Genomic DNA, 12,378 nt, shown 5'->3' with positions numbered 1-12,378 from the left:
AGAGGTAATTATTGAACAAATTATGAAGTTGCCAAAAGAGGATTTTACCAGACTAATTTTACAGTTATCTAATTTATCTCGTGACGAATTATTAGCTAGATTTGGAGGAGAAAAATGATGCAATTATCACCACTTTTTTCCAAAAATTTAGAAGCAGCTACTCAGTCGGAAATACAATAAGGATATCGAGAAATGCTGGAAGACTTACTTGTATTTATTTTGGTAAATTGGATAGCAAACTAGAGGTAATTATTGAATCTTTACTATCTTTATTTTTACCATAATTAATGCCCTTAATGTTAAAATTTTCCCGTGAAGAACTATTAGATAAATTTGGAGGTGAAAATTGATGAAATTGAAGACTGATAACTGATAACTGAAATGAGGTTTGGTCTCTAAATTCAAGTCAACATAGAATTAAGAGACCAAACTAAACTCCTACAACTTTTTTTCATAAATTATTTCATAATCAATATACTATCAACCCATAATTTAACGATAATTTCTGTGAACTTAGGTAATTGGATTGGTCTATTTATCACTCTTGCTTCCATATACATACTGTGGCAAATTCGTCAATTACTATTGTTAGTATTTACTGCCGTAGTAATTGCTACTACTTTGAATAAACTAGCCAGATGGCTCCAAAATTTCCGAATTAAGCGACCTTTTGCTGTATTAATTTCAGTCAGCTTATTTATCTTATTAATTATCACTTTTTTCTGGGTAATTGTTCCCCCTTTAACAGAACAATTTCAACAACTAATGACTATGGTTCCCCAGGGAATTAACAGATTAAATGATTGGCTGAATATACTTAAAGATAAATTACCTAATCAATTTAGAGAGCAATTACCAAATATTGATATTAATGAATTTATTCCTCAACTGCAACCAATATTTAATCAATTAATTAATAATGCTGGAGCATTTGTTGGTAACACTTTTGGCATATTTCTCAGCTTATTACTAACTCTAGTTTTAAGTATAATGATGTTGGCAAATCCAATTGCCTATCGTCAAGGATTTATCAAATTATTTCCCTCTTTTTATCGGCAACGAGTGAACTTAATTTTAGATAATTGTGAAATAGCTTTGGGAGGATGGATAATTGGTTCTTTATTTAATATGAGTGTAATTGCTTTACTCAGTTTTATTGGTTTATCTATCTTGAAAATTCCCCTAGCTTCAGCTCAAGCTGTTTTAGCAGGATTATTAACTTTAATTCCACATATTGGACAGACTATAAGTGTGATTCCTCCCATAGCGATCGCTCTTTTAGACTCACCTGTAAAATCTGCTTTAGTTTTAATTATTTACATTCTTATTCAACAAATTGAAACTAATATTTTGTATCCTTATTTGATAGCCAGAAAAGTTTCTTTATTACCTGCAATTACTTTAATTGCTCAAGTATTTTTTGCTAAATATTTTGGTTTTTCAGGACTTTTATTAGCCTTACCTTTAACAATTATTTGTGAAGTCTGGATGAAAGAATTATTAATCACAGATATTCTTGATAAATGGCAAATTGATGATTTTCTTCCTCAAATAAAGGAGATTAATTCTGTTTCTGAAACAACTAACTTTGTAGAAGAAAAAATTGATTCAGAAATTACAAAATTAACAGGAAGCATCAGTGAAGATACACTATTGGATAATGAATAATGAATAATTTAATTTTAGAGATATAGTCAACCTAAAATACAGCAGATTCTATTTCGGTGAAGTACACCAGTCGCGGGCAAGATATCCCCTACTTACCAACATTTAATTCTGAATATCTCTACTTCATGTATCTAGAATCTGCTGTAAGTTGTGACAAATTAAAAAGTAAATAAAAACACTGAAACTCCTACCTTTTCCCTAAAAGCAACTAAATTTTTGACACAAATAAAATAGGATTGCTATATTCTGTAGGGATGTTGCATACAACATCCTTACCAATGGATAATTGATAGTTAATCCTCAGAATTTGAAAGTCTCTCCTTTTAAAGAGAAAAGAGAAATAAAATTTCTACACTTGATTCAATCCTCTCAGTTTTAACTATAGGTAATTATTCATTATCAATTATTCATTCTTCCTTCTATAACAAACATTTTTCAAATTAGTATTAAATGAGAACAATTGCTGAAATTAATGATAAAATTTTAAATAAAAAAGTCATTGTCTGGACAATAGCAGAACTCAAAGCCAGAATTAGTGAAACCAGTATTACCCAAGTAGCAAAAGAAGTTGATGTCATCACAACTGGAACTTTCGAGCCCATGGAATCCTCTGGAGCTATCATTAACTTAGGCCATACTGACCCCCCCATGAAAATTCGCTCCTGTTGGTTAGATGGAATCCCGGCTTACTCAGGTTTTGGAGCCGTAGATTTGTATCTTGGGGCAACTCAAATAGCTGAAGATGCTGAAGAATCTAAAGAAAGAGGTGGTGGCCATGTAATCGAAGACCTAATTGCTGGTAAACCTATCAACCTCAGAGCGGTTGGACAAGTAACTGATTGTTATCCACGGGGTACTTTTGAAACGACCATTACCCGTGAGACAATTAACCAGTTTTACTTATTTAATCCACGAAATTCATATCAAAACTTTATAGTTGGTGTTAATGGTGGTGAACGTCCACTGTTTACTTATCTTGGCCCTCTAATGCCCAACTTAGGTAATGCAGTTTATTCTAATCCTGGTGCTATTTCCCCATTATTCAATGACCCAGATTTAGAAGTAATTGGTATTGGTACTCGGATATTTTTGGGTGGTGGTATTGGATATGTCACTTGGGAAGGTACTCAGCACTTTCCTCTGCAAAAACGTCTTGCTAATCGTACCCCTATTGGGCCTGCTGCAACACTAGCCCTGATTGGAGATGCTAAACAAATGCAATCTCAATGGGTGCGTGGTTGTTATTTTAAAAATTATGGTCCATCAATTATGTTAGGTGTGGGTATTCCTCTACCTGTCTTGAACGAAAAAGTAGTAGCTAACTGCGCTATTCAAGACCAAGATATCGTAGCACCAGTTGTTGATTTTTCTATTCCTCGGCGAGTACGTCCAACTTTTGGTCTAGTAAGTTATGCTCAACTCAAATCTGGTCGGATGAAGATAGAGGGCAAAGTTGTAAAAACTGCTCCACTTTCGAGTATTTACCTATCTCATCAGATTGCTTTGGAGTTAAAAAACTGGATTAAAGCCCGAGAATTTACTTTAACTGAATCAGTTGCTCCACTGCCTATGGATACAAGTTTTTTACCATTTCTGGAACGTTAAACAAGCAGTCATTTCAGTTAACTGAAATGACCCTCATAAACTGAGTTTTTTTATAAAAGTCTAAAGTCAGCAAATTTGATATTAGAATAACACTCTAAACCTTAAAAAAAGTTAATTATTTGGTTCATCTGTTTTTTTATTTCTTTTAGTTGGTTTAGGTAGAGGCTCTTTACGAATAGGAATTGAATTTGTTCCATAACTATCACTTTTGCCATGAGATGTTTTAGGATAAATATTTCTCCTATTATCACCATCATTATTGTTATTATTTCTCTTAAATATTTTCTTGCCCCTTGATGGATATGGGCGACGATTATTTAGGAATAAACTACCAATATCATTACCATATTGAATCACAAGAGATGTATTCTGCCGCTGAATATGTAAATCCCAAAAACGATTTAATGGGCGATCGCCTAAATGTCCTTTGAGTTTTAACTTAAAAAACTTGGGAGTTTCTTCACCTTTGCGAGCTGATTGTTGTACCTTTACTATCACATATTCTTCTTCTTGAGATTGATAAATTACTTCTCCTCGGATAGAAAAATAACCATCATCTAAATTATCTGTTTGAATTTCAGAAGTAGGAATAAGAGTAGTTATTTCAGAGTTATCTATATTTTCTGTTGCTGGTATTTTTTCTTGAATTTGATCCTCTTCAGAACCAAAAATTTCATTCTCTTCTTCATCTGTTAATTCAGTAGAATTGTTTCTAACTTTTGTTAGGGTTTCTGGTTCCCATACCCCCATAATTTGAATATGTAGGTCATTATTCTCTTGTCTGGTACGAGGATAAACTACCCAGAGATGCTCTGATTGTAGATCTATATGATTTTTTAATAAACTCATTACCCTACCTAACAGTACAGCATCTATTTCTGAACCATCTGATGTTCGTAAGTTACCTCGTGTAAATTGTTCAGTAGAAGGTTGATAACAACCCCGAACTAAACCTATAGCTCGGTACTGTTTTGGTTCGCTAGGGGGAGCAATTGGATGTTGGCGTACAATCATACTATTTTCAGTGGGAGTGTCTATTTCAATTGGCTCTTTGTCCTGAGATTTGGCAGAATCTAATGACTTAGTATCCATCACAGCTAAAGTCTGATTATTATCAGTTTTTTGATATAATTCTTTAGCCATATCTGTGTCTGAAGATTCATTTATTAATTTCCCATTGCTCTCGTGACTTAGGCCATTAGTTGGTTGGGAAAGATTTTGCTTAACGTCTGATTGATTAATAGTTTGCTCACTAGGAAGGGCCTCGTGAGATGTTGTAGATTTATTTGTTTTTTGGGAGTGATTAACAGAAGAATTCATAAAGACTCCTAGCAGCGGAGATACATCCCTTGTGGGAATTTAGGTAAATACAAATGATTATAGAAGTTCTAATCTTAGATTAAAAAATAGTTAATCTCATAGTCTGAGCAATTAAGGCATGATCATAGTTCTCAAAATTAGTCAGAACAAAAATTTAACTTCTAACTGCTTTGCTTTTAATGGCCATATATTCAACTATAACATAGTGATTTGGGCCTGATTTGCTAATGCCAATCAAGATTTTTTGACTATGGAAATTAACTTAGGCTGAGACTAAGACACTATAACAAGATTATGTACAATACAAGGTTTATAGGGATTATCCCTTAGGTGGGACTAAAAACCATAGTTTTTGGTTTTCAGTAAGTAATTTTGATTGACTCTTGCTTCAGCCTAGCTAAAAAAATTGACAATTAGTTATTAGTTAGGATGACTAACTTTACTATTGTACTTAATCCAATTAGGTTATTGATTTATCCGTAAAATTTAAAATTTAAGTAATTTTTCTGAGAAAGATGTACCTTAATAATTAACAATTAATAATTAATAATTAATAATTACCTCAATTTTTCGGTAAAAATGATTTTTTTTTGCTTAAAATTTGCTCAAAATATTAATGTAATTATAAATTTGAGAGAAAGATTCGGGTAAGACCCGTGAATCCCTGTGGACGGATAGCTACCGACTAGCAGAACCGTTCAATCGGCGATGTATCTAGTAGGAGCAGGAAGTAAACATGGAAATGTCAATAATTGTGACGTTTTATATCAATTTGATAAAGCAAAATTGAATCCAATGGCAAATAAAAATCGTGGTTTTTTGATGGCGGTGATAGTGCTGGTAGTGATTGCTTTCTTGGGGTTTTCTCTCTCTCCATTGTTAGGAGGGTTATTAGAGGCAAATCCAAATAGTCAAGCAACTCCATCACCAAGTCAAACATCTGCAGCAGATAAAGAAGCAGATTTATTGGCACAAGCGCGGGGTTATGAGTTAGTTTTACAAAGGGAGTCAGATAATTTAACCGCACTCCAGGGACTTTTACAAGTAAGGTTAGGGTTAGTCCAATTAGGTAAGGGTGATATTAAGGATGTAATACCCCCACTGGAAAAATTGTCTGAACTAAATCCTCAAAGTACAGATTATAATGTATTGTTGGCTCAGGCTAAAGCATATACAGGCGATCGCGAAGGTGCTGCTAAAATTTATCGTTCTCTTCTGAAGAATAAACCTGGGGATTTAAAAGCTTTGCAAGGTTTGGTTAATTTGTTGTTGGAGCAGGAACGCCCTGAAGCTGCTATTGGTTTGTTGCAGGATACACTCAAAGCTGCTCCTGTGAAAAATCAACTGGAACCAGGAACTATTGATATAGTCTCGGTACAGTTGATTTTAGGGCAAGTTTATGCTAACCAAAAGCGCTATGAAGAGGCGGTTACTGTTTATGATGAAGCAACTAAGAGTAATGCTGAGGATTTTCGCCCGATTTTAGCTAAGGCAATTATATTAAAAGAGCAGGGTGATACTGAAAGTTCCCAAGAACTTTTTAATCAGGCAATAGAATTAGCTCCTGCTGGATTTAAGGATCAAATTAAGTTGGAAGCATCAAGTAAAGTTGATTCTGATTCTGAAGCAGAAGTATCTCCAGAAGCGAGTCCTACTTCTGAAGCGGAGGAGTTGCCAAAACCAAGTTCTACTGAGACTGAGACAGAAGAAACAGAAAATTAAATTTGTCATCAACAGTAGGGACGGGTTTCATGAGTTATTTAAGGAGTTTGAACATTGAGTCAGCTAAACCCGCCCTCCTGCCTATGGGGAAGGGTTTCACCAGTTAGTTAAGTAGGTTTGAACATTATTTTTCATCAGCGGTAGGGGCGGGTTTCATCAGTTAGTTAAGGAGTTTGAACACTGAGTCAGCTAAACCCGCCCCCATAGGCAGGAGGTTAGTTAAGGAGTTTGAATATTGAGTCAGCTAAACCCGCCCCCATAGGCAGGAGGGCGGGTTTACATAAATCTGAGGGTAAGCCGGGAAATGTCTGGTCAAACCCGCCCCCATAGACAGGAGGGCGGGTTTACATAAATCTGAGTATCAGCCGGGAAATGTCTGGTGAAACCCGCCCCTACAGGATTTTTCATCAACGGTAGGGGCGGGTTTTATCAGTTAGTTCAGGAGTTTGAATATTGAGTCAGCTAAACCCGCCCCCATAGGCAGGAGGTTATTTAAGAAGTTTGAATATTGAGTCAGCTAAATCCGCCCCCATAGACAGGAGGGCGGGTTTACATAAATCTGAGGGTAGGCAGGGAAATGTCTGGTCAAACCCGCCCCTACAACATTATATCTAATGATTAAAATATAATTTGTTCTTTTTATCAAAACTTATGCTCTCTCAAAAACAACTAAATTTCCTGTTAGTTTGCTTGATTACTTTTGAACTTTTTATAGTTATAATTTACCTCGGTAGTGTCCTGGTCAGCGGTAAACCATATCCTCCATTTGACATGAATGGTAAAATGACTATTCCTTCTTTATTACAAGCATTACATTTGTTTCTAATTGGCTTAATACCTTTAATATTATTATTTCAAGAATGCCATTCTCAAATATATCCTTCTCGGTGGTTTAAATTAACCTTTGCCATACTCTTAATTTATGGTTCTATTGATGAAATATGGAAAGTTCATCTACAATTAAAAAATTGGATTCCTTGGTTAGATGAACGTACTTGGCTACCACTATATATAGTTCTTTTTATTCTGCCTTTAATTATATTTTATTCAGAGGTGCGATTTCTTTGGCGTTCTTACCGTCAAGAAACTTTTTTAGGATTATTAGGAATGTTTATTTTTGGTATTGGAGGGTTTGGAGCTGAAGTTTTTAAAGATATTGCCCAACCTCTCCTGAGTTTATTATTTACACAAGATTTTGTGATAAATTTTGTCGAAAAAATCCGTATCGCCTTTGAAGAATTTTTAGAACTAATTGGAGAAAATTTAGTTCTCTATGGATTTTTATTATTTCTAGGTAAACGACTAGATAAAAACCAACAAAAGAGTTAGCCAAGAAGTCGCAAATACTCAACCTTAATACAAACATCCATAGCTAAATTTAAGCCAGCATCTAAGACTTTATTTGCTGACTGCCAATCTCTTACTCCTAGCTGAGTCCAAATAGTTTTGGCGTGGATAGCGATCGCTGCTTCTACGATTTCTGGTAAATATTCAGAACGGCGGAAGACATTAACAATATCTACAGGTTCAGGAATATCTTTTAAAGTAGGATAACTAGGATTACCATCAATTTCTTTTACTATTGGATTAACTGGATAAATTTTGTAACCTACCTCTCGTAAAAATTTAGCAATTTGATAGCTAGTACGCTCTGGTTTCTCAGAATGACCTACTATTGCAATTATACGAGAATTTTTTAATATATCTCGTTTGAAAGGATCATTTATGTTCAAATTTACCATAATTTTTCTAATAAATACAAGACTTTTGTTTTAGTTAACATTTATCATTACCTCCTCATGAAGTAAGAGGATTGAAAGACTGAATTTTCTTTTTTTTATCCCCTTGAAAGAGAAGGTTTGAGACCTTATTTTCGGGTCAATAGAACTATGTTTAAATATTAAAATAAGGGTAGTAGAAAATCAATAATTCTCTAAACTATCTTGACAAAAAATTTACAGACTCAATTTGTCATATCATGTCTGGTTGAATAGTTATATAGAATCCGGTTGAGTAGTTATTGTATGGTAGTGAGACGCACCAGATGCACCAGACACGGAGATAGAAGTGTAGAGAGAATTATGAACATATATTATATAACGGGATTGTATATAAGTCCTGGGTTATAATGATACATTTGAAAGCGATCGCGCCCAACTCCAGAAACCGGGTTTATTGTTAGACTTAAAGGTTAACTCAAGTTAGTCAGATAAACTCGATTTCTTAACTTCTAAAGCTGAATCCTAAAGTCTGTGGCACTAATATTTGGGGCACCGTCTAATTTAGCAAACGCACCGCCAATGCCTAAACCTGCTTTGTTACCGTTGGCATTGTAGAACAGTTCTCCACTGTTTTCGTTGTAAACAATAAATGCTCTGCTGCTGGCAACATCAGCAGCATCATCAACAACTGCAAATTCCCGCTGGCGACTGAAACCTTTTCCTTTACTACTTTTAATCACTTTAAACGCGCTTTTGTCGAGAATAAGTTTGTCTTCACCTAATATGAAGTCAGTTATTTCGTCGGTTTCTGTTTTATTAAAGTCATCGAATATAAAGGAATCTTTGCCGTTGCCTCCAGTTAATATGTCTTCACCTTCACCACCGTTGAGTTTGTCGTTACCGTTGCCTCCAGTTAGAATGTCATTGCCGTTGTTACCAAAAAGTTTGTCATTACCACCTTTACCATTTAACACATCGTCTAACTCGCTGCCTCTGAGAGTATTGTTAAGTTGGTTGCCATTTTTGGTAATGCCTTGGTTTGGGTTAGTTAAGGAGTCAATTATTTCCTCACCTGTAAGATTATCTACAGTTTCGATGAAACCTTTCCCTGGTTTGTTAGCTTTTTTGTTAGCAAAGAAATTTTTGATAGTCAGGTCTTGTTTGGCGTTAGTTTTTCCATCTTGGTTGAGGTCGATAATTAAGTTTTTTCCTTTACGTTCCACACCAGTTTTACGTTTTGCCAAACCTTCCAAGGATATGTTAGCTCCTTCTAACTCCAGGAAGTCATTTCCCTCACTATCCATAACTTGACTTCCTTTGGCGGTTTTAGCGTTTAGCTGATAAATGTCATCGCCTTTACCACCGTTGAGTGTATCTTTCCCACCGCCGCCGATGAGGGTGTCCTCCCCTTTGTTTCCAATGAGGATATCGTTACCACCCTTGCCATCAAGCAAGTCATCCTTACCTGTACCTTTTAATTTATTTTTCTTGCCATTTCCTACCTCAGTCTTACCATCAGGAAGGGGGTTGCCGACAGTTATTTGAACTGGAGAATAACTCATTACAGGCACGTTGTTTTCATCTTCAATGATGCCGTAAATGTAATATTTCCCCTCAGGTACATCTGTGGTGTTCCAAACAAAACGACCTTTTTTATCTTTTTCTACCACCCCATCCTTAATTAAAGTGCCATTGAAATCTTTGTTGTCGGTGTCGTAGAAGAAACTGATTTCGGCTTTGGAGTTGGCATCAAAGGCTTTGTAATCAAAAGTAACTTTTGATTTTTTCTCATTCACAACTGCTGGTTTGAGTTCCAAAGTTGGCGCACCTGAAGTATTTTGCAAGGCGCTATATTCGACTTTTCCTAAACCTTTCTGGGCAACTCGAATATTCCAGTTCCCTGCTTGAGGATTGGATACTAAGACTGTTTTTTGACTCGTGTCTCCCAGATTATCGACTATTTCAATATTATTGGCAGCAAACTCACTTTCTTTAATCCATTTGCCATCGGGAGTTTTAACTTCTATGGGTACATCATTTTGACTACTTCTTCTTTGAGGATTTTCTTCATCCCAATCTGCATTCATTAATAGCAAATCTTGACCTTTTTTGATGCGGAAATTTTTGCCCACAGTAGCAACGTCTTGAGCACCAAGCCAATCGACTTCACCATCGAAGTAAACCTTAAATCCTACAACAGCTTGATCTAGTAAAGTGCCCCAACCAGCAATAAAATCGTTGCTGAAATCGTTATCGTTGCTGAACTTCAAGCTGAAGTTACCAGAAGCCAGAGTTTTGTTGTTTATAAATGGAATAAAATCTGGAACATTAACGCTAGCTGCCCCTCCCGTATTGATACTTAGATCGCTAGTGATTTGGAGTTCTCTGTTAGATTTAATGAAACCATCCAAAAGAGATATATTTCCTGATGTTTTCAAGAACTGTTTATCCCAGTTGAGAGTAGCTTTTCCTTGAACTTTACCTATTTTTTCGTGAAATATGGTGACTAGACTTTTTCCTTCAACTTGTTCAGAGTTTATTTTTCCTTCTAACTCCAGACGAGCTAGAGAAACATCTCCGTCAATGCCAACAAAATCAAAAAACTCTTTGATAGATTCTTCTTCGGAAGGTGCTTTTTCAAGAAACTTTTTGATTGAGACTTGAGGTCCGAAAGTAGCTGCTGTAGTAACTGTGCCTTCTATTGGATCTGGATCGGAAGCCGCAAAATTTTCTAAACCCAACCCAAACTTTTGAAAGAAAATAGGAGTTTTTGGAACCCAAAGGTTGAGTCCATCTACACTACCAGAAACTTTATTTAGTTCCCATAGTGAAATAGGTAGTTTAAAACCCATTTCAAATTCTGCCTTGGGTATTCTAGCAAAGGGTAGATCTAATTTAGCGCTGCCAGCAATATCTTTTTTCTTGGTGTCAATCTCTAATTTTACTTCGCTTAATCCCCACCCTTTTTTGCCAATTTTTAAGTCTCCTTCTACAGCTAGGGAACCTTTGAAGTCAGCTTTACCATCCTTAATTTCTATGTAGTTTTCTCCCTTAAAGTCGTCTCCAGAAAAGTCTGCAGTAATTTTTGTGAATGGCGTTTTGGTGAATGAGTCCAAAATGGCTTTACCTTTCAACTTGAGTTTATCTTCCGGGGCGACATATTCTAAACTTAAGTTGAAAAGTTCGGCATCAAACATTCCGAAAAAAGAGAATTTTGGCACCCTACTCAAAGAAATCTTACCACCTTGTCCGAATGTCACCCTTTCTTTATCAATTAATAAAGCATCTTTTCCTGTAATCTCAACAATGCTTCCACCTACATCTTTTGGCAGTTGAAACTTAGAACCGAATAAAATTTTCTCTGGTTCTAGGGTAAGTTGCTGAAAATCTATATCCGTACCTGCAATTTTGTACTCTTCCGTTAGTTTATTGGTTTCTTTCAACAAAGTAGTGGTGGCTTTGTTAAACGGCATAGTGAAACTGCCTTGGAAAAGAGGTGCGCTAACACCACCAATTTCCGAATAAACGATGCCACTAATAGTCAAATTTTTGTCATCATGTTCGGCGGTTGCGTTTTCTACCCGCAGCATTCTCTCGATGCCATCTGTTCGTCCAATGTAAATTGTGCCACTAGCTTCGCATTTACCATCGTTGTCGCTATCGGCAAATTCTCCATCTTTAACTTCGAGTCTGATGGGAGTAGTGTCAGAACAATCTTTCTGAACTTTAGTGGTTTCCTTAGCTGTATTGTTGCTTTCATTGGTATCGGTTTGAAATGCTGCAACGGTTGCATTGTTGATAATTTCCCAATTTTTTGGCGGTTTTTCTCCTTTGGGTACAGTTGGTTCAGTAGGTTTAACTACAATTTCTGCCGTTACTTCTTTTTCGGCTTCGATTGTGCCTAACTTAAAGGTGACAGTACCATCTTTTTCGGTAAACGTACCTTGACTTACTGTGGCACTCACGAAATCTACATCTTTTGGTAAAACATCGGTTAAAACTGCTTCGGTAGCAGCATCTTCTGGAGCATTGTTCTTAACTTCTAGGGTATAGGTTAAAGTTTCTCCCACTTTGACAGGATCAGCGGAGTCTGATTTGGTGACTGATAAATCTACTCCTCCAATTACTTCTGTGCTAATTTCTACCACATCGTTATCTGGGTTAGGATCGTCTACCGCATCTCCAGCCCCAGAAACAGAGGCTTCATTAATAATGGTTCCAACTTCAGTCGGAATCACATCAATAGTAACTGTTTTGCTTTCACCACTGTCTAATGAACCCAGGTCAAATTGTAAAAAACTGTCCTCTCTCAACCTGACTTCAGGCTCCAGACTAGCAGATT

Annotated in this window: 6 protein-coding genes and 1 pseudogene; 4 read left to right on the top strand and 3 right to left on the bottom strand. The window is 36.0% G+C overall.

Annotation, left to right across the window (positions count from 1 at the left end; translation table 11 throughout):
* Window positions 1–507 precede the first annotated feature (507 nt).
* Together VKJ25_RS02305 and VKJ25_RS02300 are read left to right on the top strand one after the other, a co-directional pair.
* Window positions 508–1,668 (top strand): AI-2E family transporter, encoded by a 1,161-nt coding sequence (locus VKJ25_RS02305; protein WP_324235009.1) that lies wholly within the window; start codon window positions 508–510, stop codon window positions 1,666–1,668.
* 450 nt (window positions 1,669–2,118) lie between these two features.
* The gene (locus VKJ25_RS02300) at window positions 2,119–3,273 is read left to right on the top strand and encodes a homocysteine biosynthesis protein (protein ID WP_324235008.1); all 1,155 of its coding nucleotides are present in this window, start codon (window positions 2,119–2,121) and stop codon (window positions 3,271–3,273) included.
* 111 nt (window positions 3,274–3,384) lie between these two features.
* Here the strand turns inward: VKJ25_RS02300 and VKJ25_RS02295 are convergent, their stop codons facing one another.
* Window positions 3,385–4,593, bottom strand: a complete 1,209-nt coding sequence (locus VKJ25_RS02295) for a hypothetical protein (protein ID WP_324235007.1) — start codon at window positions 4,591–4,593, stop codon at window positions 3,385–3,387.
* Between the two features lie 795 nt (window positions 4,594–5,388).
* On the opposite strand from VKJ25_RS02295, the gene VKJ25_RS02290 reads away from it, so the two are divergent.
* Both VKJ25_RS02290 and VKJ25_RS02285 read left to right on the top strand, forming a co-directional pair.
* On the top strand, window positions 5,389–6,315 hold the full coding sequence (locus tag VKJ25_RS02290) for a tetratricopeptide repeat protein (protein WP_324235010.1): 927 nt from the start codon (window positions 5,389–5,391) through the stop codon (window positions 6,313–6,315).
* Window positions 6,316–6,966: 651 nt separating this feature from the next.
* Window positions 6,967–7,644, top strand: a complete 678-nt coding sequence (locus VKJ25_RS02285) for a hypothetical protein (protein WP_324235006.1) — start codon at window positions 6,967–6,969, stop codon at window positions 7,642–7,644.
* On the opposite strand, the gene VKJ25_RS02280 is transcribed toward VKJ25_RS02285, so the two are convergent.
* Both VKJ25_RS02280 and VKJ25_RS02275 read right to left on the bottom strand, forming a co-directional pair.
* Window positions 7,641–8,057, bottom strand: coding sequence for a CoA-binding protein (locus tag VKJ25_RS02280; protein WP_324235005.1), 417 nt, complete (start codon window positions 8,055–8,057; stop codon window positions 7,641–7,643). The genes VKJ25_RS02285 and VKJ25_RS02280 overlap by 4 nt on opposite strands.
* Window positions 8,058–8,545: 488 nt before the next feature.
* Window positions 8,546–12,378 (bottom strand): annotated as a pseudogene (locus VKJ25_RS02275) (hypothetical protein); the annotation flags it as partial.

Source organism: Okeania sp. (assembly GCF_035285525.1).
GTDB lineage: Bacteria > Cyanobacteriota > Cyanobacteriia > Cyanobacteriales > Microcoleaceae > Trichodesmium.
This window is presented reverse-complemented; position numbering and strand designations above follow the sequence as displayed.

Bases quoted from the DNA above. Each gene is read 5' to 3' on its own strand.
- VKJ25_RS02300 (WP_324235008.1), top strand. From the start codon at position 2,119: ATGAGAACAATTGCTGAAATTAATGATAAAATTTTAAATAAAAAAGTC.
- VKJ25_RS02295 (WP_324235007.1), bottom strand. From the start codon at position 4,593: ATGAATTCTTCTGTTAATCACTCCCAAAAAACAAATAAATCTACAACA.
- VKJ25_RS02290 (WP_324235010.1), top strand. From the start codon at position 5,389: ATGGCAAATAAAAATCGTGGTTTTTTGATGGCGGTGATAGTGCTGGTA.
- VKJ25_RS02285 (WP_324235006.1), top strand. From the start codon at position 6,967: ATGCTCTCTCAAAAACAACTAAATTTCCTGTTAGTTTGCTTGATTACT.
- VKJ25_RS02280 (WP_324235005.1), bottom strand. From the start codon at position 8,057: ATGGTAAATTTGAACATAAATGATCCTTTCAAACGAGATATATTAAAA.